The following is a 25508-nucleotide window of genomic DNA, read 5'->3' on the forward strand; positions in this document are numbered from 1 at the left end:
GCCTCGGCCCGCTGCCCGGAGGCATTCACTCGTCTGTCCTTGTCCCTCATAGGCTCCTCACCACCGTCAAGATCACGTCGAAGGCCCAGACGTGCCGCCCGGACCCGTCTGTCTCCTTGAACGCCGGCGCCGTGGTGTCCATCCCCACGATGCGCCAGCTGCCGTTGCCCGCCACCGGCTCCCAGCCGTAGGTGCGGATCCACCTCTCGCAGGCAATCGCGTCGGCATCGGCCGCAGCCTCCACCTCGCGCACAACAAGCACGGTAACCGTAACGGTCCCGCGCTCCTCGTGCTCCATGCGGCTTGTGCGCTCGAAGCGCCCCTCGCGAACCACGATGGGCTCGGGCTCCGCGTCCGCCGACGGAACGCTTGCGAAGCAGCTTGCGAAGTCGCCTGTCATCAGGGCCTTCACAATCAGAAAAGACAGCTGCACCCAGCTCACCTCACCTTCAGCTCCCAGTGGTGCACGCGCCCGAACAAGTCGCAGCACGCGTGGGTCTCGGCCACCAACATCGAGCGCCCGCCCACGGCCACGCGCGAGCCCGCCGGCACGTCGAACGCGCCGATTGAGTTCACGGCGTCCACGAACACCGTGCCCGCCCCTGCGTCGGCCGATCGGTGGTCGTCGCCCGACACCCTCTGCACCCGCTCGAAGCGCACGTTGCAGATAAGCACGGGCTCTTCGAAGGTGCCGTCTGCAAGCGGCACCCGCACGCTCATCACGTCGGGCAGGGCAGAGCGGGGAATGGGGCGTATCGACCTCATCAACACACCCCCGTAAACGCCATGCCGGAAATGCCCAGCTCGCGCAGCGCCGCGGCCGTCGCCAGCTCCTCGCCGGTCGTCTGCTGGGATGCGTAGTTCTTCACGCTGAACTCGCCGATGGCGTATCCGCCCACCTCGCCCGCGCCGTACTCGGCGAAGGCATCCGCCGCCGCGCATACCGCCCGCATGAAAGGCTCGCTCTCTGCGTCCGCGCCCTTCACGGCGCACAGCCACCTCACGTGCGCCTCGGCAACGGGAAGGGACTCCCCGAAGGCCGCCTCGGAAAGGCTTCCCCCAAAGGAGTCCCGGTAGAACCCGTATGTCACGGTCGACGCCACGGCTACGCGCCCGGAGCCGCCGACACGTGAACGCCGTCGAGCTTGTTGTCCAGAAGCTCCACGATGCCGTACTTGCGGTACTTCATCATGTAAGAATCGAGCGATTCCAGCTCGTCGGGCGAGAACACGCGCGACGCTACGTGCTTGTCGAACTTGATCACGGCCGACTTCTCCACCACCATGAAGTTGATGTCCCTGCCGGCGGCCGCCTTGGCGTAGCCGAACTCCGTGTCGCCGGACTTCAGGTCGATCGCCGTGTAGAAGCGCACCTGCGGCACCTCCACCATCCGCGCGAAGCGCTCCAGCACGCGGTTTGAGCGTGCGGGGTTGGCGTAGGAGTAGTCGTCGAGCACGCCCTTCAAGGTCGGCGTGATGAACAGGTAGCGGCTCCCCGTCGTAACCTGCGCCTCGTCCATGGCCGAGGTAACCTCGCGCAGCTCGGCCAGCACGTCTGCGGCCTCAGCGGTGGCAAAGTCCGCCTCGTCCACGGTCACGCCCGTGTGTCCGGCGATCTGCGCGAAGGTGAACGCGTCGGCCTCGGGTGCCACCTGCGTGCGCTGCAGCTCGGCTCCCGCCTCCACGAAGCAGTCGTTGACGCCCGCCTCCTCAACGTCCATCACGTCGGCGAACAGCCTGATTCCCCGGTCGTAATTGAAAGTCTTAGTTTCATATTCATACGTGATCGCGCCGGTCTTGTACCCCACGTTGCGGGTGTAGTTCCCAAGACCCGTCACGGATATCTTCGGGATCATGATCTCCTTGGCGTTGTGTCCCGCGCGCACCATGCGCCGTCCGCTGTTCAGGCAGCCGGACACGGAGGCGCGTTGGTATACCTCGTCGATCACCGAGGTGTAGTTGCGTGTAAACGCGATGTTGTTGCTAGGCATGGCTTAGCCCTCCTTCTTGGTGTCGTCATCGTCGGTGAGGCCCGCGATCTCGCGCCAGTGCTTGAGCGTCTTGCCCTCGTCGCTGGCCGTGCCCGCATTCGGGAGCCCGGTCGTGCCGGTGCCGCCTGCGTTACCGCCCTTGGCGTGTTTGCCCGTGGCCTCGAAGAGCCAGGGCTCGGCCTCTTTCAGCTTGTCCACGTCGTTGTCGTTGTCACCGAGAAGCGCGCGTGCCGCCTTCACGTTGCGCACGCCCGCGAGTTGCAGCTTGAAGTCGATCCGGTCGCTCTCTCCCTGGGCCTTGAGCTCGGCGATCTTGCCGCGCAGCTGCTCTGCCGTCTCGGCGTTCTTGGCAGCCTCGGCCACCTGCGCCTCCAGCGCCGCGATCCTCTCGTCGCGCTCCGCGACGGCCCGCTCCCATTCTGTCGCTGCCGCACCCGCGCCCTCTACCTGCATCTGCGCTTCCTGCCGCCCGAGGTCTTCCTGAGCTTGCGGCTCTTCCTGCGTCTCTGCGCCATGTTTATCATCGGCCATGTCAGCCACCTTTCGTTTCGTGGCCGACAACAGTCAGCCCCTTAACCTTCAATTAGGCTAAGGGGCTGTCACAAACCTAGTCTCTATTTTGTCGTTATCTATGTAGCAGCTCATCCAAATTGAGTTCGGAAGTTTCCTCGATAAACTTCTCGTTCCACTCCTCGGTGAAGTCCATAAGGTTACGCAGAAGATCCTCAGGGGTGGCCGCACCGGTAACTAGCTTTTCGTATAGCACTTCGATTCCGCCACGTGCGTAATCGTTGTATACACTCATACCCTGAGCAGTGAGTTCGTCGTTCGCGCGAAATGCCCTGCGTATCCGCTCGTTGATATCTGGCTCACTCTGCTTGTCCAATATCATAAGGAGCTCATAACTGAAAACCAGCTTATCGTGATGCGAAGCTAGCGCCCCCTCCATGATGTTCTTATTGGAGTCGCCGCCATCCCTTGGCGCTCGCCTTTGGAATAAGTAACCGACGATAGGGGCGATGATGTAAATGTCGACGACCGTATCAAAGAGGTATTTGTTGCGCTCGATTTCTGGCAAATCGAGATTCTTTGCATTTTCGGTTCCCGGCGTTAGAGCTTCGAGGTACTGTCCATGCTTCCCGTAAAACCTTACCTGTGATCTAAAAATGTCTGCCATGACTACTCCTTCACAACCGACTCGTAGTCCCTGACACGCTCGATAGTGTAGCGCCGCCCGATACAATCCCTCATGTGCTGCTCGGCCAAGTCGCCATCAGTGTCCTTGATGATGATGATTACCTGTTCTGCTACAGCAGGTAGCAGATTGCAAATCGTGCCAATCCTCGTCTTGTCAAAGTCCGAAAGCGGTGCATCCATTACGAGCGGATAAGTATCTCCCTTAAGCAGTTCGCTGCCTTCGGTGTTGGTGTCCTTTGCAATATCAAGAATGCCTAGTATGAACGCAAGAATGATTGCTAGAGTTTGGCCCGAGGAGGTCTTCCATACTTCACCGGTAGTGTTGATGTTGTCGACCACTACAGTGACGCCATAGTTCTCGTCAAGTTCAAGGTGCAGTTCTCCGTCATACATCTCGGTAAAGAACTTGTTCACAGTTTCCCTGAGCTGCTCGCGAGTTGCTGCTTCATGCTTGCTATAGAAGTCGTTGAGGAAGTCATAGATGTAATTAACGTACTCGAGGCATTCGGAGATTTCCTTGTTCTTTGCATTCTTCACGCTATAGGATTGAATCTCGGTCCGAAGCTTCTCGATTTCGCTCTTTGCGGCAGTAATGTCGCGCCTGGCGACTTGCGCTCGTCCGGCGGCGCGGCTTCTGTCTTGTTCCGCATCATTGAGGTTCCCGCGGAGAATGCCTACATCAATATGATTAATACTCGCAAGATATGCTCTTGCCGAGGAGAGAGCGTGGTCGGCTTCGATTACGGCGTTTTCTGCTTCTCCATACTTGCGATACGCTTTGGCAAGGTCGCCATAGAACGTCAACGGCCCTTCGGTTCGCACGCGGCATTCTTTGTCGAATTCCGATATATAAGTTCCAAGGTCCTTGGGTGGTACGTACTCATAAAGTGCGTTTAGATGCTGGAAGATTTCATCTCCCGTATGGAACTTCGTACCGCAGAGACACTCACCGCGTTCGAGAATGAAAGTGATAGTCTTGTTGTCTACGCTCGGTATGCCTTTGCTGATCTTATCCTCGTCTGCAAGCTCTTCTTGAGCGCCGCGAATCATGCGCTCGGCAAAGAACCGAAAATGCCTGGTTCGGAATAGCTTGAACAAGTCATCGCGTTGGGATTCGTAGGCCTTCTTTGCTTGTTGCTGTAAACGCATGGCCTTGTCAACTGCTCGTTGGGCTTCTTCGCTCTCTTGATTCTCTCTTAGCAATTGTTGGTACTTTGATACATTTTTGATAGCCGCCTCTTCATCGATGGAGGCTACTTCCATCTCCTCAGTGAGTCGTTTAATTTTCTTTTCAAGAGTGTCGATTCTCTTGGCTTTTTCCTCGAGATCCTGATTTCCGGCGAGGTCAAATTGCCTATTAAACCATCGCTCGACCGACATGCGTGGACCGGGTGCTTTCAGATGGTCTAGCGCGGTGGCTATTGGTTGAAGGCCAAGAATGGTCTTTACTGCATCGGCAAAGTCGCTGCTCTTGCCTCTCTCAAGTTCAGTGCGCATGCTCTTAACATGCTCACCGTCGAAGAAGAAGTAGTGCGAAAGCTGACTGGATAGAAGGGTGTTTATTGTCGCCTGCCTGTCGTTGGCGGCAACCTGCTTCGTTTGTCCACCTTCTTTGTAGCTAATCACAAACTCATGCTGGCCTGGTTTGTCGAGTGTCCCGGATTCACGGCGCGCGTACTTCTGACTGCGCGACACCGTGAAGATCGTGCCATCCTTATCGATTTCAATCTCGACAGACGCGTACCGATAGCTGCCAGGCGTTATATGATCTCTGACGAATGCGTTGATGACCTGCGCCGAATCCTTGGGAGAATGTCCGTACAAGCACCACTCAAACGCCTGTGCTAATGAAGTTTTCCCGGCACCGTTGTTGCCCATGATCAGAGTGACGTTGCGGTCTGGATCAGTTGAAAACTGAATGGTGTGCTTCCCCTGGAATGGTAGGAAGTTTTCTACGGTTATTGATCTTATAAGCATTTGACATCACTCTGAATTCGTTTGCCGATTTTCTGGACCATTGCTGAGTCGTTCAGCTGACCAGTCTTATCGTTTTCGGCTTCGACATCGATGATCCATTTAATAAGCCTGTTGGCTTTGGCCGGATCAACCCCTTCAGGCACCTTCAGATCTTCCAGCTTCGCCATAGTTATTCAACCTCCTCTGTCTGATAGGCATCGATTCCAGCCATGCCGAAGAAACCTTCCTCAATATCATCAAGCGTTTGCATAACTAACGCCCTGTTTTCAGCAAGAGACGCGAACTCTTTTGCTCGTACGAGCTCATTGTAAACTAGCCTCTTTTCTCCCCGCGTATCCTCATCGGGCAGCACCGCTGCTTCCGCTGGGTCTCTGGGCAGCGTGATGAAGTCGTATATTTCAGCCCTCTGCTTTCGGCCAAGCTTGTCCTTGCGCAACAAACGGCCCCTGCGCTGCACGTATTCACGTGGGTTGGTTGTACTTGCCAATATGAAAGCAGTCTTAATCATGGGGATGTTAACGCCTTCGTCGAGGCACTTTATTGCAATGAGAGCTTGAAGAGCTGCATTGGAGAACATCTCTTTGATTTCCTCGCGCTCCGCACTGTTTTCTCTGGAGGTGAACTGCCGTACTTTCATATTGAGCACGTCACCGAGCAGGCGAGTGACCAAATCTATCTGTCTCAGCTCATACTCATCTACGCCCTGGACGTCTCCTGCATCGATTTCCACCTTGGTGGCGCCGCAGTAAACGAGCATATAATTATCGTCGACATAGGGTTCTATCTCGTGCTTTAGCAACACTATTTTCTGGCGGGCAGCCGCGACTAGTCGTGCTCGTTTTAGTGCGAGTTTCTTGCCGTGTTCCGTCAGCCTGCGCTTGCCGTCGCGGCCCACTTTCATCGCTTTAGCTATCTCTGCAGATAGACTCGCATACTCTTCCAGCTCGTCATCCTCAAGATAGACAACCACTGGGTGATATCTGTACGGGGTTAGACAAGGCGGCTCATCCCCTCGTCCGTATATCGCTTCCTCAAGGGTGTATTCGATGCATCTCTCACCGAAGTAGTTGAACAACGCTTCGGTTCCTTCTGCGTCGCCGTAGCGTTCAATTGTTGCTGATAGCGCCAGGCGATACTCGAAGTCCTTACGCAGCAGAGATCGAATGTACTCGGCTCCAAAGTTATGAGCTTCGTCCACTACGAGCAGCTTCGGCTTGCGTATCTTGTCTAGCAACCTTTGCACGCGACTAGTTGCGTATGTGCCGTTAGTGCAAACGAAGCATAGGAATTTCGAGCCTGAAACCCCGTATTTCTGGTTCCGTATCGCCCTATCGAGGCGTTTCTCCCAGTCTGGTTGAGGCGATGTGCTGTAGCCAATTATCGGTCGAATGTTAAACAGCTCGATGTCCTCGACCCATTGGTCCACAAGATGCTGGTATGGGCAGACGATAACAACAGCGAGCTCGTTTCCCAACCACTTGCTCAGTTCAACGATGGAGGCAAGGGCAGTGACGGTTTTGCCCGTTCCGGTGGCCATGTCGTATATGCCTCTATAGTCGCGGCTCTTCCATTCCTTAATTGCCTCATCCTGATAGCCTCGTAAGGTATATGCGCTCGGTATCTCGGGATAGTGTTCTTCAGTGCGTGGTTTCCCGTCGCCGGCGCCTTTTTCTTCCGTATCAATAAGGTCTTCATTGTAATCGGGCTTGCTCGTCCTATATCGCTTAACGATTTCGTCTTTTACTTCTGGAAAGTCATAGGAGATTACGCCAACCTCACGGTTCTCCCAGATGGCTTCAAAAGCTGCGTCTTTCATTCGCACTCTGCATTCGGGGTCATCCCAGGAGCGAAAGACATCTACAGTCTCAACATTTTCGCGCATCGCCGTAGCAGACTCGTTCATCGACCCCGAAAAAGCCACCTTGTCGCCAGCACCATCAGTGACGATCGCAACTTTCTCGTGATAGATGCCATAACCTTTCTTGCCCTCGGCAAATGCGATGCGAATATCGAGCAGTCCCGACGCGATGAGGTCGGCCAGCATGTTAAGGCGATTTTTGTCTGCGATATTGAGCAGATCGATATCGGCAAGACCGTTGAGCAGACGCTTTCGTATCTGCTCTCGTCGTTCATACCCGCTTTCTATCGCTTTGATGTCTTCGTCAGAAAGATTCGGCGAGGCTATCAATCTAATCCGTCCACCACGCTGCGCAATTCTGCCGATGCCTTTTGCGACTTCGGCTAAAGCACTTGAGGAGAAGAAGCCCACTGCGCGATCGTAAGTTACCGCTTCGGAGAGGACAGGCACAAGGAATTCCTTGGCGATATCGCACATGTTGGTACGATATTCGGGCTGTATGTTTAAGTCTCTTAAACCCATTTTTCTTCCATCACTATCAAGCGTCTCTTATGATACCTAAGGCGTTTTCTAGTACGGTAAAATCCCGCTCATTCGTAAGCGCGCTTACGCTAAATCTCACGGTGCCCTCAGGTAGCGTGCCGAGGAAGTCATGGGCGTAAGGCGCACATTGAATACCGGACCGCACGGCAACACCAAAACGCCCAAGGACCATCTCGGTTTCATCGGGGCTATAACCTTCGAAGAGCGCCGATATGACACCAATTCTCTCGCATTTCATATCGAGCCCGATAATCTCAATTCCGTCGCCCGCGAGATGTTTTAGGAGGGCATCATGTGCCTGCTGCTCGCGTTTGCGGACCTGAGCTATACCCTGTTTGAGTATCAAGTCGGTTGATGCCTTAAGCCCCGCAATTGCGTATGTGTTCTGGCTGCCAATCTCCTCCATCTGAACGATGTTGTTCGGCATGTCTTGTTCAATAGAGTTGATGCCGTTGCCACCAAAAAAAACAGGGTTGAGTTGCGCACCTCTCCGACAGAAGAAGCCCCCAATGCCGAATGGCGCATAGAGCGTCTTGTGTCCTGCAAACACCGCATAGTCAATTGCAGGTCCTGCCAAATCAACGGTGAGAAGGCCGGCGGTCTGGCTCATGTCAACGACTGTAGTCGCCCCATACCGCTTGGCAAGAGCGCAGATTTCTTCAACCGGAACAACCGCACCGCAAACATTGCTTGCATGAGTAAGCACAACCAGCCTGGGCTTATCAGCTTCAAAAGCCTTCTGAATCCCATCGAAATCGGGTAAGAACGTATCTCTGGCGAAGGGAAGCACGTGCAGTTGGACATCTGCAGCTTTCGCCAAATGATTCAGGGGCCGCGTCACTGCATTATGCTCGAATGGCGAGAGATATACATGTTCGTCAGCACCTATGCCTAGCCCGAATATAATGCGGTTGAGTGCGTCTGTAGCTGAAGAGGTGAACACAACTTCTCTCGCTGGGCAGTTATATAGAGCCTTGAGATTGTCCTTTGCCTGACGAGCGACTTCACCCGCTGCGACTGCGAGGGCGTTGCCTCCACGGCCAATGTTCCCTCCGCTGCTTCTGTAGAAGGCGTCTGCAAACTCATATACCACAGCAGGCTTGGGGTAGGTCGTAGCGGCATTATCGAAGTAGGCTGTGTTTTGATCCATTAGCACAACCCCTCCAACACCTCGAAGATGATCTGTCGCTTCTCTTCCGGCCGGAGCGCGCCGCCCATTTCGCTTAGGCATGCGAGGATGCTGTTCTTGAGCAGCCTCGAACGGCTGCTGCACTCGATTACGTTAAAAGCCTTCTGCCTCGTTATGCCGTCGCTATCGACGAAAACGATTCCAATCGTGTTCGTACCTTCGTTGTTTGCGCTGTTCGAGCCAACGCCCTCTACCTCTGCTTTCATGTCTTGTATGACTCGCATGAAGTCCTCGAACCGAGCATCGTTCCAATCATCAATTCGAAGCGACGTTGCAGCCTTGGCAAGTCTGTTCACGGTTACTCTATCATCGCCGTTCGCCGCCATGAGCGCACTGAGAACCTGGTTGTTCACACCTGAGAGCACATGGGTGGTCGTAGCCGGGTTCTTGTCCGCCCAATCATGCAGCACCGATCCCAGCGTCGCATCCGCATGCGCAGCCGGGTCAAACAGTGCAATCAGTCGTATCGCAAGTCTGCCAATCGATTCGGAGAGATACTCATCGCACTCGCGCTTTTCCTCTCGAATGGCGGCAATGAGTCTCGGGTTACCGAGCTGAGAGCCAAAAACACGTGGCAAATCTTCGAACAAGAACTCGTTCGAGTCGGTCTCGATTCGCCGGATTGCTTTGAAGAATGCCGTTCGCGTTCTCGGAATTGGCTGCGCGCTATCCGCGCATGCGTGGTCGCATCGGTTGTTTCGCGTTGCCTGCGGTAGCTCCACGTACCATAGGCGTATCGCTTCGGCCACATCGTTCCTGTTAGCCTCTGCGTCTTTGCAGCCGAATAGCTCGGCCAGCTCGTGTACGTATTCTGCCATCTGTGGCGACCAGTTAAGCCTCGTCAACTCATAGGCCTCGGGCTGCTTGGAAATATCGTCGAGCAGAGTCTCACTAAGGACCCTCTCTTCGCCACCGTGCGTAATCTTGATCTCTTCCCGATAGTCTCTCAGGACATAAGCCAGATAAAGTGATATCGGGCCCTTCCTAAGACCAATTTTCAGCTCTGGCCCCATGAGCTGGTCGTATAGTCTGGAGAATGGCGTACCCTGCGCTTGCTCTATGTATTTACGTATCGTGTTGATGACCTTGTCGATGCCGTGCGCCCGATTCGTTCCAGGCTTTTCTGCTGATGCGGCGAGATCGGCTATCAACCCCGTCTTCTCGAATGCGCTTCGTGCCATGGAAGTCTCTTGCCCATTGCCGACAAATCCAAAGTTCGGGGAAAGCGTCTTCGCGCACAGGGCCTTGAGAATCTTGGTTCGGCTGCTGAACGCCGTGCCTGTAAGATCGTTCTTGTTTAGCGCCTCGCTCGTAATGCGAGGTGTATCGCGATATGCCTCATCGCATAGTCGTGACAACTCTTCTGAAAGCTTGCGCTTGCGTGTGACGATATTGCGCCGGATGCACCCAATATAGTATAGAGAGCGCCCTAATTCGGGCTGGAAATAGCCCGCTATGTAGTCGTCAACGATCTCGCTATAGTCCTCTACGACTATCTCATATTCTTCGACGAGGACATCATCGCCATTCGCTTCCTCTTTGAGCTGTTTAGCTGCTTGAAGCTTGTAAAGGGCGTCTGCGATATCTGTATGCTTCCTTGGGAAGACGACGACGGTCATTGGCTTTGCGGACAGCACGTCCTTAGAGAAGTCCTTAACGTCTTCGAGTTCATCCGGCGTGTTGGCAAAGACGGCAATTACTTCGCCGTCGCCGTCGCCTTCAAGGACCCTAGCCCCGCGTTTCCATTCACAAATTGTTTCTGAGCTGGTAAATCCGCAGTCGAAGTACCGCACCATGCCGCGTTCCTCGTTGTAACGCGAGGGGTATAGCGCCCTGCCTTTCATCGCCATATTCAGGATGTCGGTTGGCGAGTAGGTGCTGCGCAGTTTTTCGGCTCGGTCTGATATCTCGCTATCGATTCGTACGCCCGACGTTTCCTTGAGCTTTAGATACGCGTTGCTGCGCCTGAGATATACGACCGATTCAGTTGCTACCAAGACGTCAAGAGCCTCGTCGACTTCGAGGGGCTCATATCCGCAGTCCGTGTAGATGTCTATTAGCGTCTGCCTTGTCGGTGCTACTGTGTCGTACTGCGCAACCACATCAATTGCTGCTATGGTTTGTATGATCTTGTTTTCAAGACTGCCCGCCTCGACCCTGCGCATTGACGTACGGGCAAGCTCATAGATCTTATGTAAGGGACTCGTGTAATACTCTTTCCGCAGCAGCGGTTCGAAGTAGGCATATACGTAGTCAGGCGAAATGAATACATCTGCGCTCGGCAGTGCATCACTCAGCGAGTTTTCTTCGTGTGAGCATATAAAAGTGAACAGCGTTCGTTCGTTCTGGGCGACCTTCTCAGACATCTTGGCGAGAAGGTAAGTTGTTAGAGGGTGCAACGGATAGCATCCCTCGGCTACCATCACTGATGCGTCGTCATCAAAAACGCCCTGCCTGGCGTATCGTGCTCGCATCTGTGCAAGCTTCAGTTTGTTGGTGCCGTTTCGCTCTGTAAGCCATTCGCTCCAAAGCATCTCATCTTTGACGATTGCGTTGCTTAGCAGCTCGTAGTACTGATTGGCGTCGTCAATCATCTCTATTTCACGAAAGCGCCCCGACACTCCACGCCAGCCGTCGACCTTCTCCTTGGGGAGGTTTGAATCGATGTAGTTGGAGAGACTCTTGTGGCTGATTAACAAGAGATGCAGCTGCTTGCCGTTCGTGGTGCGGTTGCACGCTTCAGCGAAATCCTGCAAGAGTTTAGTGTCTTCGAAGGTTGCGCGGTCGAGGCTCGTTTCGAGATACTTGCTGAACTCGTCGTAAACAACGTATATGCCGTCTATTCCACAGCGTTTCAGCCCATCGAGAACATGCTCATAAACACTGATAACTTCCGCGCCGTCCAACGCGTCAAAGCTGCCACCAGACGTCAAGTTAGGATATGCTTCGACGAAGAGTTCGTAAGCTGCAGTGTCCATGTTCCTGAGTCGGGATAAAATAGAAGCTGCGCTGTTGCCCGTAATCTCCTCGAATCGGGTTAGTGTCTCCGGATATTCTTTCTTCCAGCGTTCGAGAACCTTAATAGCGCAGTCGTAGTTCGTCGAGGGCATCAGGTCTTCTAGATCGGCTTTTCGCAGTGCATTCCTGAGCGCATGAAGAAGCGAGTGCCTGAGATCTGATGTGCTTCCAGATATGATGACGGGGAGCAGCTTTCCGCCGTCGCTTACGAATCGTTCGAGCGTATCGCCGAAGCCCAACCCGCGTTCACGGTAGGCCCCGATGATGCGTTCAAAGCTATCCCTGTCCTTGACCCACATGGCGGTCAGGGCTGCTAGCACGACATGTGATTTGCCCTTGCCATAAGCGCCCACAAGGAGTTTCGCCCTCTGGTTGGAGGCGGCAACCACGTCGCGAAGTATTTCCTCGAGATAACGGCATACCGAATCCGTGGGGATGAGCCCTTCAACCTTCGCCTTCGAACCGAAGTCGAAATCTATATTGATGGAGGTCTGGAAGTCTTCGTTCGGCCTAACCATATCGCGCAGTCTCATAGCACCACCCCCTAGCCTATCATCTCGTAGTAGCTTGCCAGGCAATCCTCTTTGGTCATCCCTGGCTCCGTGAGCCGTATCACATCAAGCCCTGCCGTCCGGTTAATACGGAGCAGGCCGTCACTTTCAAGCTCGTAAAGTTTCGTGAGCAATGCGACCGAATCGAGGTTGTAGACACGTCCAGGCATGCAAGGGCCGTCGAGGAGTGTCTCGAGCTTGATTTCACGCTCGGCGGTATACCCGTCTGCCTCCATTTGCTTGCGTGTCGGGCACATCGCATATAACACGAGCAGGCTTGGTAGTACACTCAGGTTCGCGGGCTTCTTGCGATATGTTCTTGCGGCACGGTTATCGACATCCACAAGTCCCAGCTCTCCGAGGGGGCAGTCTATGACGCTCTCGGGAGATACCTGTTTGTTGCTGGTTCGATCATGCGGGATATAGGTATTAAGAATGCAGCTAAAGTCGGAGTCGAGCGACGTTAGCGCGACTTTCGACTTATCGTTGTGCGTGAATATGTATCGCCCAATCGCGTGAGTGAAGTCATCTTTCCCAAATACGTTCATCTTGAACTCGTTGAAGAAGAAGTACCAGGATGCCGCGTCTTCCTGCGCAGACGCTATGTTGCAGTGAAGCGCCCACAGAGTGCCAACCTCTTCGGTGTATGGGTCGTTTTCGAGTATCAGTCGCCCGGTTTCAGTCAGATCGTGCTCCCGATTCCTCCGCACCCGTTCAATCAGGCCGGCAGTCTCGAGCCAGTAACGCAATGCGACAACTTGGTTTGAGCCAAGGCCGAGCTCGTCCATCGCCTCTTTGCTGCTGCTTGGCATCAACAACATAGGGCTGACTTCCTCTACGCCTCTTAGCCCTTTTCCAAGCCATCCCTTGCGTATGGCGAATGTCTGATGTGCCTTAAACTTCATTTGCATGGGCTACTCGTCCTTCGTCTTCAGATATTTGCGCATGAGGCAGCCACCTTCTAGGTACTTGTCGGTCACGCATTGCTTGCAATGAGCACATTTCGCTGGGTCTATCCGATACCCGTCGCCGGTTATTGTTATCGCGCCGAAGCGACACAATGATTCGCATTTCAAGCATTGTCTGCAGGCGTTGTACTTAACGACCTGATACTTTGCTTGCCTAAGCAGTGTTTCCGAATCGCTGTCGCGGAGTATCCGCACCTTTACAGCATGCTCATATCCAGGCTGGATAAACGGCATGACCGCGATTACCGGCTCGCTTGTCCTGGGGTCAACAAACAATCGCTCATCAAGAAGCTTCCGTCCAAGATCGGGTGCGTAGTCCCCAATGGGAGTGAAAAGGCCAACCAACTCCTCTGAAAACGGCCGTTCCAGGGAGAAGATCATGGCATTGTCCTCCGTTGCGCAGTGGCTGGCATCTACCTGCACAGACGATGCGGCCGTCACGCCGTTGCCGCCCTGACGTGCCTTCCATTTTCCCGTGTCCACATATACCTCGGGATCCGGCTTTCCGATTCTTCGAGCGAAGTCGACAAGGAACGTATGCCACTTCTCCGATTCTTCGGGCATATATATCTGGGAGAGGAATTGTGCGCGTGGGTTATTGTTCGGGCAGCACCAGCACCCCACACGTTCGTAACCAAGCCGGTAAGCATCGTTGAAGTCAACGCCCTCAGCGAGAATGTAGAGCCAGACGTCGATGTCATTCCAATAGAAGATTGGGGCAGCCACTTTCTGGCGCTGGATCTTAACCGATTCGGCGCTATCTTCGATCCTGTTGTATTTGCTTCGGGAAACCGATTCTCCTTTACGAATACCATAGAAGGTGAGTATCGGCTGATCACCGAACAAGCCCTTGAACGCACGTGATATCGGTCCAGTTTTAAACATCGAGCAGCACCATCGCATCATGCGTGCGGGTGGCCCAATTTCTTCAGCGACGTCGTAGAACGATTGCTCGTAATTCTTGGTGGTTTTAAAGACGGCCAATGGGTGGCTACTCCGAAACCGCTCGGCATATTCGATTGTGCTAGGAAACTCTAGTGTAGTGTCCCCAAATATGTGCACGAGGTAAGGATTGCTGAGCGCCCGTACAGCCAAATCTGCTGTAACGGTAGAGTCCTTTCCTCCCGAGAATGACACCACAAGGTTTTCGTCGGGGTACCCTTTCGAAGCTTCAACAATGAATTCGCAGGCTTCGTGAACAATCTCGTTCTTGTGGGCGCGATTAGCTTTTACAAATGCTTTTACGTAATGGCGGAAATCCGTGTCGTCATTTCCCTCGGCGTAACGGTCAAGTTTCTCTCTTACCTCGACGGGATCGAAAGACTGAATCTCAGCAATGGTTATGTTATGGGGTTCGCCATTAACGTAGTACTTGCTTCCAATGGCCCACACTGATTCGCGCATATACACGTATGGCTCTGCTGAGAGTATTTCAAAGAGTAGTCGCTCTTCGGGAAATACCGGCCTAATGTCGGCGCATAAATACTTCGCTTCGTTTCCGCAGGTAGGACACTGTATTTTGTTTCCTGAGGGGATGTGGATGATAGGCACCCTGCACGAATCGCACCAATATACGACATGGGGGGCTTCTTCTAGCGTCTCCATATTGCATTCAGGACATCTTTCGTTGTCCGTATAGCGATTACATCTCGTGCAATACACGTTCCTCTCCGCTCAAAACTCAAAACCTTGGATGTCGACTTCCAGCGTTTCAAATTCTATCAGAGAGCGGAGAAAAGTGAATATGCCATCTCGTGAGCAAAGTCAAGTACGCAAAATAAACAGCTTATCCGTTTCCACGAGAAAGGCAAGCATTAGTTTATCGATTGATTCGACTCGTGGGCGTTCTTGGTTGTCACATTTCGCTGTGTCGTAAGTCTCATCGCTTCGAATTTGTTTTGCCGCCATCCCTGGCTGCTGGACTGGACGGGCGCTACCAACCTCGGGTTGTCCGCAGACCGGCCGCCCACGCTCCGGGTGTGCGCTCGGGCCGTTCGTGCCACATGCCAACCACGCGCCCATGGAAGTCTTCCTCACGGCCAGCTGTCGGCTTCGGTCGGTCTTCGCATACGCGCCTACAGCAGCCCGCTTGCGCGGTCTGCTTTCGGCCGCGTGCTCAGCCCGCCCTACGCCGCCATCTGGCCTGCTGCAAGGTTTATGGGGGCGCGCGTCCGTCATGCGTCACGCCCGGCCAGCGGCGCACACCCTACGCGTGGTCGTCCGGTCTGCTGCATTATCCGGCTCGTTCGCGCCCGTCCAGTCCAGCAGCCAGCGCGGGCGGCAAACACTCGCCGCAAAGCTCATCCGGCTGCCACCGCACGCCCTCAGTCGCCGTCTCCCGCCTCTCCACCAGCAGCCGACACCCTACAGCGCCCGCCAGGAGCCATCTCAGGGCCACGACACGCCAACCCGCAACCCAACCTCACCAGCTCAAAAGCTAGCGAATACGGGCTCCAAGCAGCCTCACCTGAAGCCCGCTACCAGCCGAAATCCTTACGCACCAGAGATCGCGTCACCAATGCCGAGACCGCCTCAGATAACTCCGTTCGTGATCGTGTCCCGCTTGAAGGCACCCGTGCCGACCTCAGCCGCCCGAGCGCGTGCAACCGATTCCTCCTCGCCATACCACTTGACACGATACTCCCAGGCGGACATCGTCACGCCCACCTCGCGCATGTCCTGCTCCTTCTCGGCTGCCGTGTCCTGGATGATGCTGTCGTCAAATTGGACGCGCACCTCCCCCTCGTCGGGGATGTTCTCCCCGAACACCCGAGCCGTGTGCATGACTGCCTTTGTAATGGAGACGATCGCCCCCTCCAGGCTGTTCTCGTGCCGGCGGACGTTGCGCATGAGCGCCGAATTATCCGAGCTCACCTCCGTGGCAGTTTTGACGTACCCGGTGTTGTCGAAGTCGAAGTAGCTGATGCCGAAGCCGCAGAGGTCACCGAGCATCTGCAACGCCACGCGAAACGCCTCGATCTGCCCATTGGTTCTAAGCGCAGGCGCGAACTCCTGGATGGTGTCTTCCGTGCTCATGACCTTGCGGAAGACTGTGCAGTCCTGCTTACCGAAGGGGATGGTGACGTTCTTGTTGCCGTCCTGTTCGCGGTCGAAGAGCACGTCGGAAAGGAACACCCTCATCTTGCTAAGGTCGATCTCGTTGATGAGCGCGTCGAAGGTGAGGTCCACCGCCTGGACGGCGTCGACCGCGTCCGCAAACACACTCTGACCATAGGGTGACATGTCCACGCGCGTGTTGGTGACCGCCGGCTTCACGATGCCGAAGGTGGGGAAAGGGCACCCCGTGTCGTATACCGGCAGGATCCCCACAGGTGCGAGCTCATTTCCCTCATGGTCGAAGCACACGGTGACAATCCGGTACGTCTCCTCGCTTTCCACGGCGAGAAGCCCTCTCGCGCCTCCATGGGAAGCCGCGTAAGGTGAAGACGGGGAAGACTCTGTGGAGAAGCCCACACCGCTTTCCATTTCACCAGGAGAGAAGGGCGCGCCGTGACCTGTTTTACCAGACGAGGAGTGAGTAACAGCCGAGAAGCCCCCGCCGCCCTTCGCCCCACCGGCCAGAAGCGACGATCCCCCGGAGGCGCCCCCGCTATGCCCCGCCTCCCCGAGCAGAGGCGGCAAGCCTTCAGACAAGCCGCCGCCGAGCAAGTGCATCTGCAGCTGATCAACGGCCTTTCCGCGGTAGAAGGCCCGCGTGACGAAGGCGCACTCGGTAATGCCGTCCTCGTCCCACGTGAGCGGTATCACCATGCGAGCGTCGTAGTGCCTAACGCGAACCTTCCGCTTTCCCAGGTCGAGCCACAATGCCCATGCCCCGGTCCCCAGACCGAAGGCCCTCACCACGGTCGCTTGCGCCGCGCTCATGAAGTTCGTGGAGGAGAAGAACGAGTTGATCCACTCTGTCGCCCCCTGGTCCTCGCACACCACCCGCACGTTCTCGTTCAGCAGAAGCGACCCCCACTCCTTGCACACGCGCATGGCAGGGTGAATGCTCCTACGATGGACCGCGTACACCCGCCCCATCCCGTCCTTGTCGCGATAGTCGTAGAAGTCCCCACGGGCGCCCATCCAGTCATCCCACGACCTAATCCAAGGCTCCATATCATCCAGCGGAAGCACAAACCCCAGCCGCCTCAGATAGTCCTTCACATGCTCCGGCACCCAATACTCGTCCAGCCCATTCACGCCCATGCGGAAACCCCCTTCTGCCAATCAAGCAAACAAGGTGAAGTGTCCGCCGCCGTCACAATCCGCTTCGCCCCAGATATGTCCACCATGGCCATGGAGGCGCCCGCGCCCCATCCGTTCAGCGTCCCTCGCGCCCGTATCGCACATGCCCATGCGCGCCAATCAAAGCGCGTCCGTCTCTATCCCTCTATACCAACCATTGCCACTTTCCCAGCTATTGCCAGGGCTTCTGCTCATACGGCTGCGAAATGCAGCTGCATAAGCAGGCTCGCGCTTCGTCGCTCGCAGTTCCATGTGCCACTGCGCGTTACATTCCACTCCGCGCCGCCTGAAGTCGGCGCTTCGGTCGCCAAGCCGCTTCGCGTCTCGGCTCCATGTCGGGCAAGCCTCCTCGGGCTCGCATTAGCCCGAATCTCAATGACCCTCCGTTGGCTCGCCCTGCGGGGTCTTGCCCTTTGGCCGCCAACCCGCTTCGCGTCTCGGCTCTAGCTGCGCGTGCCAGCAAGCTGTCACGCTCCGCAGCTCCATAAGCCTTGCCGGCAATGCGCAAAAAGAAAAGCGGCAATGCGAATCATCCGCGCATCGCCGTCAATGTCTTGCTCCATGGCTCCATAAGCCTTGCCGCCAATGCCGCACAAGCGCAAGCGAAAAGCCGCCACGCCACGGCATTGCCGCCAAGTCTTACTCTGCAGCTCCGTGTGCCTCCTCGGTCTTGCGCAAAACGCATTCAGTCAATGAAGGTCAATCAGCGCAAGCCCTGCGGGGTCACACTCCGCACCTTCCGTGCCACCTTCGGTGTCACTCCAGGCCACTCCAAGCCCGCTTCGCGGTCTTTCCGTGGGCTACGCAAGCCACATTTCATGTGTCTTGCTTCGCAGTCGGGCAGCCACCTAACGGCGTCTGCCCTCCAGCTGCCAAGCCAAATTCTTTGTCTTGGCGGCGACGAGCCCTCACCGCCTACCCCCGCAAAACATCATCCATCATGGCATACCTCACCGCGTCGATGGAATGGTCGTTGCCGTCAGGAATCTCGTCAATCCAATTCCCGTCGCGGTCACGCTCGAACTCTTTGAGCGTGAATTCGGAGAAGGTCAAGGGGCACCGCTCCGGGTCTATCACAATCTCGCGCAGCCCCGCCAGCCACTCGTAGGAAAGCCTGCGCATCCGCGCTTTACGCGCCGCATGCACGCGAATCCCCAGCTCGCGCCGCCACACGTTCATCTGCACCTTGGAATCGGGCGTGTCGTCGCACCACACCATCTGGTCGTGGAAGTACGCCTCCGCGCCCGCCTCGTCGGGGAAGGTGAGCGCATCCACCACGATGCGCCCGGTATCCGCCGGCATCATCTTGTTCGCCGAGTGCTCCTCAAACACAAGAAGCCGCCGCGCGTCAGGCTCCCAGGCACAGCGCACGAACCGCCACGGGTCCGGAAACCAGCCCCAGTCCACGCCGTTTCGCACCCTCTGGAAGGTGCGGATGCGCGAATCGGAAAGCCTCGCCTCGTGAACGTTGTCGAACACAGCCCCGCCCGTCCCGGTGATCTCGCCCAAATACTCCCACCGCCAAGCCTGCTCGTTCGTGTCGCGCAAATACTCCGCCTCCTCCACGAACGGCGCGCCCAGCCACTCCGGGTGCGTCTCCACCACGTCCAAGTAAGAACTCCCGCGCACCAGCGTGTCGTCGCGCCGCACACGCTCCAGCCGCTCAACGTTCACCCACGACCACATAGTCTTCGGCGGATTGTAAGAATAAAAGATCCAGAACCTATCCCCACCGCGCCGCAGCGAGTTGAGAATACTCCGCACCGCCTCCACTCCCTCGAACTGGTCCAGCTCCTCGAACCACACCACCGAGCAATACCCCTTGGTGAACTTCACGCCCTTGAGCTTCAGCGGGTCGTCCGCCCCTCTAAACACGATCCTCTGCCCGGTAGGCATGTACGTGATCTCCATGGGAGAGACCCTGCACCGAAACACCCCCTCAAGCCCCAGCACCTCTATGGCCCACTGTATCTGCTGGTAGACCGAATCGCGCAGCGTGTTGGAGAAGCGTCTCACCACCACCGCGTTAGCCTTAGGGTTCGCGATGATGAGAAGAACAATCGCAATGGAAATAAAAGAGGACTTGGTCGAGCCGCGCCCGCCCGGCAGCCAGTAGTGCGTGTGGCCGTGCGCCATCACATCTCCCAGCACCGGGTGGAAGCGCGGGATGACGAAGTCGGAGACGTCAGTCGCCACTGCCATCACCGCCCTCGCCGCCCTCGTCGTCGACCATGGGCTCGATGACCAACCCCAAGGTGAGCTGCACCGGCGCTCCCTCGCCCTCATCTGCCTTGCGTTCCATCCGTCCGTACTCCATCGGGTACTTGCGCTCAAGCAGCCAGGCGGCAGCGGTCCAGTACTGGGCGCGGGATGCCGCAGCCGACTTGATGGTCGTGAGCAGGCACCTCTTGTACTGCGCCTCGGCCTTTTTTAGCTCTTCGTATAACGCGCGCTTCACCCCGGTCTTCGCGTTCTCGCCCTCCTTGAGCCAGCGGTAGAACGTCGCCTGGTGAACGCCAATAGCTGCGATGATGTCAGCGTCGCACAGTCCGTCTCGCTTGAGCTCGACGATCTGCTCCACAAGCGCGTATGTGAGTTTAAGTTTTGCCGGCATGGTCAGCCACCTCCTCAAGGTGGCATAGTCCCCGCGCGTCACAAACTCGGGGCGAACAGGAGGGTGAAAGGGTGAAAAGCCCTTAGCCTTTGCGCCGTTTGCACCCCCGCGCTCACCTGCCGCCCTGCCGCTCGCGCCGGCTCGGAAGGCCGTACCTGCGGCACAATCTGCTGTTGCGCTGGCGCATCCGGTCGCGCTCCCGCCGTATCGCCGCCACCTCGCGCACGTCTGCCTTCTCCTCGCGCTCCCGCTGCAGGACCTCGTTGAACGCGACCTCCTCGGCCAGGTGCATCGCCTCGGTGCACTTCGGGCACATCCCGCTCTGCCTATTCAGCCGCACGCCCACCACCCCGCACTCCGGGCACACCTGCTGAACTTTAAGGCTCACGTGGCAGCGGCTCGCCTGGCTCTCAATCGCGCGGACGGAACGGTCGGTGCCGCACTCGGCAAGCAGCGCGTCGTGAACGGCGCCCACGCCCAGGTGCCCGTGGGCCCGCATCACGTCGATCTCGCGCGTGGTCCACTCCCGCCACGCCCTGCCGCTCATAGCCGCCACCGCCCAGGGTGAAAACCAGGCTGAAAGCCTTTGACCCCCTCAAGCCCCACGGGAAGGGTGCGGGGGTGTGTGGTCGGGGCGTCTCGTCCCCGACACACATCCCCCTCCCCATAAAAAAATCTATATATAAGGGTTTTTTTACCCCCCTCAAACGTGAAAATTTGCACCCTTTCAGGCCATGGGAAGGACACCTTGCACCCCCTCTCCGCTGTTTGCGGTATCGCCTAAAAATCCAGTAGTTGCCGCATCATTCACGTCCGTGCGAACAATGAGCGCACGCCCTGTCTTCGGGTCGAGCTCCTGTTCGAAGCGGCCCGACTCATCAAGCCAGCGCCTCACGGTTGGCAGGCTCCAGTTAAGCGCCCTGCGCACCTCGTCGCGCAAACAGCTCGTGCCCGCACCGATCAGCTTCTCGCATACGGCATCGAGCGATGCCACCTTGCCCAGGTTCTCGGCCTCGCAGCGGAGCTTGCGCGCCTCAGACACCCCGCCGTAGTTCGGCTTGCAGTCAGCCAGAAGCTCGGTGCGGTCCACCTCATGCAGCGGGAAGCAGAACCACACGTCCAGCGGCGGCCTCGGCGCGAACTCGCGCAGCGTGAAGCTCATGCGCCAGCCGGTCAGATGCGTTGCCGCCGCAAGCCTCACGGACTGCCGCGCCGCCTCCAGCGTCCCCGGCTCCAGCACAAGCTCGGTCATGTCGAGCACCGCGTCGGGCGCGCGCCCGAACACGCCGCTTCCGCTGCCGCGGTCAATGGCGCTCTTTAACCCTTGGGCGCCCTTTGAGTGGTGGTGGCTTATGACCACCGTGCATCCCAGGTTCACGCAGATCTCGTCGAGCTTGGCGAAAAATTCGCGGATGTCGCGCGCGTTGTTCTCGTCGCCGTCCTGCACCATGTACGCCGGGTCGATCACCACCATGCCGAAGTCGCCCACGCGGCACCTAGCAAAGAGCTCGGCGGCTATCTCCGCAAGCCCGCAGCTCTTGCCGCGAAGCGGCCAGACGGCCAGGTTCTCGCGCACGGCCCCCGCGTCTGCGCCCTTGGCCGCGCTCACGGTCGAGATCCGCCTCTGCAGCGTGCGGCGGTCGGTCTCCAGGTCTATATAGAGAACCTTGCGCCGGGCGCACTTGAAGTCTATCCACCAGCCACCGGTCGCCACGCTCACGGCCAAGTTGATAAGCCCCCACGTCTTGTTCGCCTTGGAAGGTCCCGTGAGCAGCATCTTGTGCGTCTCCAGCAGCACGCCCTCCACGATCTCGGCCGGCATCTCGGGCAGCTCCTCGGGGATGACGATGGCGGCCTCGAAGGGGGGAAGCCCGAAAGAGGCGCTTGCTGCCGCAACGTTTTCTGAGACAACGGAGGCCGCGTCGTTGGCGGCCTCCACGTCTTGCATGTACGCGTCCTTGGCAGCGCCCATCAAAGCCACCTCGTGTAATACAGGTCGTAGCCGGTCTGAATGCTCGGCTCGCGCACCTCAAACTCCCACTCGCGGCCGCGCATCGCCATCAGGTACTCGTCGGCGTCCTTGGCACCGCCCGGATAGGGCGGCATCACGGCGTGCGGCACCCCAAGCACGTCCAGGTCGCGGCAGATCCTGTCGCGGGTCCTGCGCCCCTCGTCGTCCTCGTCCATCGCCACGGTGACCCTCGCAGGCCTGCGCTCCGGCGGCGTCGCGTAGAGCACCTGCGCTAGGCGCTTTGCGTTTGCCACGCCTCCCAGGGCCACCGTGTCGCCGCCCGTGATCTTGGCAAGCGCCATCGCGTCGATCAGCCCCTCGGTCACATACACCTGCTCGGCGCCGACCGAAAGCAGCCACTCGCGCCACAAGGGAGATGCCAGCCCGCGCGGCCGCCACTCCTTGTTGCGCGCGTCTCCCGGGCGGCATACGGTGCGCACCATGCAGTAGTTGGCTATCGAGAAGTCCCTGTTCCAAAACGGTATGGTGATGAAGCCGAGCGCCCTGGGCTCGTACACGGAAAACTCCGGCATGACCTCGCGAGGGTCGCGCGTGAACCCCAGCCCGAAGGCCGCCGCGTCCCCGTCGTCAAGGCCGCGCCACCTCAGGTAGCGCCGCCCGATGTCGCCCTCGGCGCTGTAGAGGTGCGCGAACGCGTTGCCGCACGCCTCGGCGCAGTTCGCACCTCCCGCCTCGCGCGGCGGGTCGAAGGGAGGGCGCGGCTTGGGCTTGCGCTTCGACCTCGGCATGCGCGCGCCGCCCCTCTCACCGCCATCGCCTAAACGATATCCCACGGCGTCTGCCACAGCCCTGGCCTGCTCGGCGAAGCCATCAACACCGTCGAGCTCGGCGACGAGTGAGAACACGTCCCAGGTCTTGCCGCACCCGAAGCAGTGCACGGTGTTGTCTTTGGCGTAGTAGTGCGCCGATGGGTCACGGTCCTCGTGCGCAGGACTCGGGCATCGAAACGACCGCCGCAGGTCGGTGATCCCGCATCGTGCGCTTAAAAGCTCGGGCATGAGCCCGCGCAGCGCCTCTCTGTCGGTCTCGGTCACCATGCCGCCACCTCCCTGCGCTTGTGGAAGTTGCCGCAAGGTCTATAATCCCTCTCGCAGAGCGAAAAGCTCCGGCAACCGGCGGCCCACAGCCCCGCGTCCGCCAAGATCGCGGCTGCGGGTCGCCCTGTATATAAGGCACTCACATCTGCCCTCCCTCCTCGTCGACCTCCGCAAACAGCTCGCGCCAGTCGCCGGCCCAGCCCACGGCCGCCGCTATCGCGCGCCCCCTTTTGGGGTAGGGCGGCTCCAGCCCCCGCACGATGCGCGACACCGCCGGGCGCGAAATGCCGGTGGCCCGCGCAATCGCCGCCTGGGTGCCGCGCCGCTCGCAGATGCTCTCTATCCTCAGCATGGCAGCCTCCCTTCACACCCTGCGGGTGCGCCTGGCGGCCCTTGCGGCCGACTTGTCGTCGTGCCAGATACCCGCTATCACGGCGCGCACGGCGCTCTTTTCCGTCCCCGTCATCTCAGAGATGGCCGAGGGCGCAAAGCCCTGCATGTGCAGGTCCCATATCCTTCTGTCGTGCTCGCTCAGTACACGCTCCATCACCGTTCCACCTTCTCGCCAAACAGCAGGCCCTCCTTGGCCCTGGCGAACACGGCGTCGCGGCAGATGCGCCAGCGCCCGTTCACCTTGTCGGCAGGGATGCGGCCCTCGGTGATGCCGCGCCTGATCGAGTTCACGTGCTCGCCGGTCAGATGCGCCAGCTGCTGCGGCGTCAAAAACAGCGGCAATTCCTCGAACTTGTTTCCCATAGTGCTTCCTTTCGTCGAAACAATCCTTTCTAGCTGCTCACCTCCGCCCCAGCCGAAAGTTTTGGTGCGCACCGTAAAACTCCGGTTCGCTCTGGTGCGTCGGCTGCCATAGAGTAGCACAAGAAATCCCACTAGAGCTAATACGTATTGAAATATATGGTATGATTGACCTAAGCGCATTGTTTGTTTCGTTGCGAGGTGGTATAATCTGTTGCGTAGTGTTGAACTATACGACGAAGCAGAAGACAGCGCACCACCACAAAACGCACACATTTGGAAGGACGAGGAAATGGCGAAGAGCATCAAGGACCTACGGCAGGAGAAGGGCTTTCGCAGCGCCCGGGAGTTCGCAGACGCGCTCGGCATCGCCACCTCCAGCATGTCGCGCTACGACCGCGACCCCGAAAGCATCCCGCTCAAGCACGCCTGGGCCATGGCCGATCTGCTCGGCTGCTCCATAGACGAGGTCGTCGGACGCGCACACGTCACCTCCGGCACAAGCGTGCTGCAGGACTTCTACGACGGCCTTCTGCCCGAGACCCGCGCCCTGTTAGATGACTTCCTCGAGTTCGCCCGCATGAAAGACGCGGACGTCCGCAAGCGGCGCAAGGCTCAAGACGACGGCAAGTACGAGCGCCTCTGCCAGTTCCACGAGCGGGCGTTCCGCCAGGTGCTCTACGACAGGGCGGACTTCGGCGAGGTCGTCGAGTTCGACACTCCGGCCGACGAGCGCATGGCGTTCATGCTGTTCCTGCGCGACCAGGCGGCCGCCAAGCGCAAGCCCGGCATCGACCTCCACGTAGAGGGTCTGGAAGAGGAGATGCGCGGCGGATACATCGACTCTGATGGTACGGCCAAGACGTGGTCGGAAGAGGAGATCGAATCCATGCTCGCCGAAGAGCGGGCGCAGATGGATGCGGAGTACGCGAAAAAGGACGAGGAGGTGATAGCAAGAGTCATGGAAGCCTACGACCGGCTGCACAGCCGCAGCTCGTTCCTCAACGGTACGACCGTCGAGTACTACGGCGTGCGGCTTACCGAGTAGGCAAAAAGCCAAGTTTGGCCCCGCACGTGGTGGCACACCTGCGAGGCCTTAGTCCAACTAGATCGCAGCTAGAAAGGACGGTGTCATTATATGGCATCAGATACCCGCATGGACAGCGTCCCGGCGCGTGTCCGCACCAATTCCCCGCTTGCGGAGCTTAGGCGCGCCGCAGGATATCGCAGCAGCAGGGACTTCGCAGCCGTTCTCGGCATCCCCGCAACCACCTACTCGCGCTACGAGCGCAACTTAAGCGACCCTGAAAGCGGCATACCCCTTCGCGCCGCGTGGGCCATCGCCGACAAGCTCCACTGCTCCATAGACGCGGTGGTGGGCCGCGATGCGGCCGCAGGCGAAGACGGCCGCGACCTTGCCGCCGCCTACCGCACGCTTTCGGCGGGCGGCAAGGAGCGCTTCGACGAGTACCTGCAGTTTCTGGCCTTCCGAGACCAGCTCATCGCGCTCCAGCGGTCCAGGTGATCGCC

Annotated in this window: 25 protein-coding genes; 2 read left to right on the top strand and 23 right to left on the bottom strand. The window is 57.9% G+C overall.

Translation table 11 applies throughout. The features are described from left to right. Positions 1-46 precede the first annotated feature (46 nt). From G7Y43_RS00715 to G7Y43_RS00830, 23 genes are all read right to left on the bottom strand, one after another. Positions 47-442 (bottom strand): hypothetical protein, encoded by a 396-nt coding sequence (locus tag G7Y43_RS00715; RefSeq protein ID WP_165043025.1) that lies wholly within the window; start codon positions 440-442, stop codon positions 47-49. Next, complete coding sequence (locus tag G7Y43_RS00720) at positions 439-765, bottom strand: putative minor capsid protein (RefSeq protein ID WP_165043095.1); 327 nt, start codon at positions 763-765, stop codon at positions 439-441. The genes G7Y43_RS00715 and G7Y43_RS00720 overlap by 4 nt, the downstream gene beginning before the upstream one ends. Then, complete coding sequence (locus tag G7Y43_RS00725) at positions 765-1103, bottom strand: hypothetical protein (RefSeq protein ID WP_165043027.1); 339 nt, start codon at positions 1101-1103, stop codon at positions 765-767. The genes G7Y43_RS00720 and G7Y43_RS00725 overlap by 1 nt, the downstream gene beginning before the upstream one ends. Positions 1104-1105: 2 nt before the next feature. Then, positions 1106-1990 (bottom strand): hypothetical protein, encoded by an 885-nt coding sequence (locus G7Y43_RS00730; protein WP_165043029.1) that lies wholly within the window; start codon positions 1988-1990, stop codon positions 1106-1108. 3 nt (positions 1991-1993) lie between these two features. Next, positions 1994-2521 (bottom strand): hypothetical protein, encoded by a 528-nt coding sequence (locus G7Y43_RS00735; protein WP_165043031.1) that lies wholly within the window; start codon positions 2519-2521, stop codon positions 1994-1996. A 94-nt stretch (positions 2522-2615) separates the two neighbouring features. Next, positions 2616-3167: a hypothetical protein gene (locus G7Y43_RS00740; RefSeq protein WP_165043033.1), complete on the bottom strand. Its 552-nt coding sequence runs from the start codon at positions 3165-3167 to the stop codon at positions 2616-2618. Positions 3168-3169: 2 nt separating this feature from the next. Then, positions 3170-5164: an AAA family ATPase gene (locus G7Y43_RS00745; RefSeq protein WP_165043034.1), complete on the bottom strand. Its 1995-nt coding sequence runs from the start codon at positions 5162-5164 to the stop codon at positions 3170-3172. Beyond that, entirely contained in the window at positions 5155-5331 is a 177-nt protein-coding gene (locus G7Y43_RS00750) for a hypothetical protein (protein ID WP_165043036.1), read from the bottom strand. Before G7Y43_RS00750 ends, G7Y43_RS00745 begins: the two co-directional genes overlap by 10 nt. Positions 5332-5333: 2 nt before the next feature. Next, positions 5334-7544, bottom strand: a complete 2211-nt coding sequence (locus tag G7Y43_RS00755; RefSeq protein WP_165043038.1) for a DEAD/DEAH box helicase family protein — start codon at positions 7542-7544, stop codon at positions 5334-5336. A 16-nt stretch (positions 7545-7560) separates the two neighbouring features. Beyond that, positions 7561-8715: an aminotransferase class V-fold PLP-dependent enzyme gene (locus G7Y43_RS00760; RefSeq protein ID WP_165043040.1), complete on the bottom strand. Its 1155-nt coding sequence runs from the start codon at positions 8713-8715 to the stop codon at positions 7561-7563. Further along, on the bottom strand, positions 8715-12305 hold the full coding sequence (locus tag G7Y43_RS00765; RefSeq protein ID WP_165043042.1) for a hypothetical protein: 3591 nt from the start codon (positions 12303-12305) through the stop codon (positions 8715-8717). The genes G7Y43_RS00760 and G7Y43_RS00765 overlap by 1 nt, the downstream gene beginning before the upstream one ends. A gap of 11 nt (positions 12306-12316) precedes the next feature. Then, positions 12317-13234 (bottom strand): DUF4007 family protein, encoded by a 918-nt coding sequence (locus tag G7Y43_RS00770; RefSeq protein ID WP_165043044.1) that lies wholly within the window; start codon positions 13232-13234, stop codon positions 12317-12319. Between the two features lie 3 nt (positions 13235-13237). After that, positions 13238-14695: a phosphoadenosine phosphosulfate reductase family protein gene (locus tag G7Y43_RS00775; RefSeq protein WP_206215062.1), complete on the bottom strand. Its 1458-nt coding sequence runs from the start codon at positions 14693-14695 to the stop codon at positions 13238-13240. A gap of 1128 nt (positions 14696-15823) precedes the next feature. Beyond that, entirely contained in the window at positions 15824-17503 is a 1680-nt protein-coding gene (locus tag G7Y43_RS10575; protein ID WP_206215063.1) for a hypothetical protein, read from the bottom strand. 506 nt (positions 17504-18009) lie between these two features. Then, entirely contained in the window at positions 18010-18159 is a 150-nt protein-coding gene (locus G7Y43_RS00790) for a hypothetical protein (protein WP_165043050.1), read from the bottom strand. A gap of 298 nt (positions 18160-18457) precedes the next feature. Beyond that, positions 18458-19744 carry a PBSX family phage terminase large subunit gene (locus tag G7Y43_RS00795; protein ID WP_165043051.1) on the bottom strand — a complete coding sequence of 429 codons (1287 nt, stop codon included), beginning with the start codon at positions 19742-19744 and terminating at the stop codon, positions 18458-18460. Next, complete coding sequence (locus G7Y43_RS00800; protein ID WP_165043052.1) at positions 19728-20156, bottom strand: hypothetical protein; 429 nt, start codon at positions 20154-20156, stop codon at positions 19728-19730. Before G7Y43_RS00800 ends, G7Y43_RS00795 begins: the two co-directional genes overlap by 17 nt. 112 nt (positions 20157-20268) lie before the next feature. After that, positions 20269-20703 (bottom strand): hypothetical protein, encoded by a 435-nt coding sequence (locus G7Y43_RS00805; protein WP_165043053.1) that lies wholly within the window; start codon positions 20701-20703, stop codon positions 20269-20271. A gap of 180 nt (positions 20704-20883) precedes the next feature. Next, the gene (locus G7Y43_RS00810) at positions 20884-22128 is read right to left on the bottom strand and encodes an AAA family ATPase (RefSeq protein WP_165043054.1); all 1245 of its coding nucleotides are present in this window, start codon (positions 22126-22128) and stop codon (positions 20884-20886) included. Further along, complete coding sequence (locus tag G7Y43_RS00815; RefSeq protein ID WP_165043055.1) at positions 22128-23225, bottom strand: toprim domain-containing protein; 1098 nt, start codon at positions 23223-23225, stop codon at positions 22128-22130. Before G7Y43_RS00815 ends, G7Y43_RS00810 begins: the two co-directional genes overlap by 1 nt. A gap of 139 nt (positions 23226-23364) precedes the next feature. Beyond that, positions 23365-23577, bottom strand: a complete 213-nt coding sequence (locus G7Y43_RS00820) for a helix-turn-helix transcriptional regulator (RefSeq protein WP_165043056.1) — start codon at positions 23575-23577, stop codon at positions 23365-23367. Positions 23578-23589: 12 nt separating this feature from the next. Next, positions 23590-23772 (bottom strand): hypothetical protein, encoded by a 183-nt coding sequence (locus G7Y43_RS00825; RefSeq protein ID WP_165043057.1) that lies wholly within the window; start codon positions 23770-23772, stop codon positions 23590-23592. After that, a complete protein-coding gene (locus G7Y43_RS00830; protein WP_165043059.1) occupies positions 23772-23981 on the bottom strand; it encodes a helix-turn-helix domain-containing protein in 210 nt (69 codons plus the stop codon). The genes G7Y43_RS00825 and G7Y43_RS00830 overlap by 1 nt, the downstream gene beginning before the upstream one ends. A 289-nt stretch (positions 23982-24270) precedes the next feature. Here G7Y43_RS00830 and G7Y43_RS00835 point away from each other — a divergent pair, with 289 nt between their 5' ends. Both G7Y43_RS00835 and G7Y43_RS00840 read left to right on the top strand, forming a co-directional pair. Then, positions 24271-25026 (top strand): helix-turn-helix domain-containing protein, encoded by a 756-nt coding sequence (locus G7Y43_RS00835; RefSeq protein WP_165043061.1) that lies wholly within the window; start codon positions 24271-24273, stop codon positions 25024-25026. 90 nt (positions 25027-25116) lie between these two features. Further along, entirely contained in the window at positions 25117-25503 is a 387-nt protein-coding gene (locus G7Y43_RS00840) for a helix-turn-helix domain-containing protein (protein ID WP_165043063.1), read from the top strand. Positions 25504-25508 lie beyond the last annotated feature (5 nt).

Source organism: Adlercreutzia sp. ZJ138 (assembly GCF_011038935.1).
Classification (GTDB): Bacteria; Actinomycetota; Coriobacteriia; order Coriobacteriales; family Eggerthellaceae; genus ZJ141.

What these genes read in the sequence shown, in the direction of transcription:
- G7Y43_RS00720 (WP_165043095.1), bottom strand. Translation starts at nt 765, where the DNA reads ATGAGGTCGATACGCCCCATTCCCCGCTCTGCCCTGCCCGACGTGATG.
- G7Y43_RS00730 (WP_165043029.1), bottom strand. Translation starts at nt 1,990, where the DNA reads ATGCCTAGCAACAACATCGCGTTTACACGCAACTACACCTCGGTGATC.
- G7Y43_RS00735 (WP_165043031.1), bottom strand. Translation starts at nt 2,521, where the DNA reads ATGGCCGATGATAAACATGGCGCAGAGACGCAGGAAGAGCCGCAAGCT.
- G7Y43_RS00740 (WP_165043033.1), bottom strand. Translation starts at nt 3,167, where the DNA reads ATGGCAGACATTTTTAGATCACAGGTAAGGTTTTACGGGAAGCATGGA.
- G7Y43_RS00745 (WP_165043034.1), bottom strand. Translation starts at nt 5,164, where the DNA reads ATGCTTATAAGATCAATAACCGTAGAAAACTTCCTACCATTCCAGGGG.
- G7Y43_RS00750 (WP_165043036.1), bottom strand. Translation starts at nt 5,331, where the DNA reads ATGGCGAAGCTGGAAGATCTGAAGGTGCCTGAAGGGGTTGATCCGGCC.
- G7Y43_RS00755 (WP_165043038.1), bottom strand. Translation starts at nt 7,544, where the DNA reads ATGGGTTTAAGAGACTTAAACATACAGCCCGAATATCGTACCAACATG.
- G7Y43_RS00760 (WP_165043040.1), bottom strand. Translation starts at nt 8,715, where the DNA reads ATGGATCAAAACACAGCCTACTTCGATAATGCCGCTACGACCTACCCC.
- G7Y43_RS00765 (WP_165043042.1), bottom strand. Translation starts at nt 12,305, where the DNA reads ATGAGACTGCGCGATATGGTTAGGCCGAACGAAGACTTCCAGACCTCC.
- G7Y43_RS00770 (WP_165043044.1), bottom strand. Translation starts at nt 13,234, where the DNA reads ATGCAAATGAAGTTTAAGGCACATCAGACATTCGCCATACGCAAGGGA.
- G7Y43_RS00775 (WP_206215062.1), bottom strand. Translation starts at nt 14,695, where the DNA reads ATGCGCGAATCAGTGTGGGCCATTGGAAGCAAGTACTACGTTAATGGC.
- G7Y43_RS10575 (WP_206215063.1), bottom strand. Translation starts at nt 17,503, where the DNA reads ATGGGCGTGAATGGGCTGGACGAGTATTGGGTGCCGGAGCATGTGAAG.
- G7Y43_RS00795 (WP_165043051.1), bottom strand. Translation starts at nt 19,744, where the DNA reads ATGGCAGTGGCGACTGACGTCTCCGACTTCGTCATCCCGCGCTTCCAC.
- G7Y43_RS00800 (WP_165043052.1), bottom strand. Translation starts at nt 20,156, where the DNA reads ATGCCGGCAAAACTTAAACTCACATACGCGCTTGTGGAGCAGATCGTC.
- G7Y43_RS00805 (WP_165043053.1), bottom strand. Translation starts at nt 20,703, where the DNA reads ATGAGCGGCAGGGCGTGGCGGGAGTGGACCACGCGCGAGATCGACGTG.
- G7Y43_RS00810 (WP_165043054.1), bottom strand. Translation starts at nt 22,128, where the DNA reads ATGGGCGCTGCCAAGGACGCGTACATGCAAGACGTGGAGGCCGCCAAC.
- G7Y43_RS00815 (WP_165043055.1), bottom strand. Translation starts at nt 23,225, where the DNA reads ATGGTGACCGAGACCGACAGAGAGGCGCTGCGCGGGCTCATGCCCGAG.
- G7Y43_RS00820 (WP_165043056.1), bottom strand. Translation starts at nt 23,577, where the DNA reads ATGCTGAGGATAGAGAGCATCTGCGAGCGGCGCGGCACCCAGGCGGCG.
- G7Y43_RS00825 (WP_165043057.1), bottom strand. Translation starts at nt 23,772, where the DNA reads ATGGAGCGTGTACTGAGCGAGCACGACAGAAGGATATGGGACCTGCAC.
- G7Y43_RS00830 (WP_165043059.1), bottom strand. Translation starts at nt 23,981, where the DNA reads ATGGGAAACAAGTTCGAGGAATTGCCGCTGTTTTTGACGCCGCAGCAG.
- G7Y43_RS00835 (WP_165043061.1), top strand. Translation starts at nt 24,271, where the DNA reads ATGGCGAAGAGCATCAAGGACCTACGGCAGGAGAAGGGCTTTCGCAGC.
- G7Y43_RS00840 (WP_165043063.1), top strand. Translation starts at nt 25,117, where the DNA reads ATGGCATCAGATACCCGCATGGACAGCGTCCCGGCGCGTGTCCGCACC.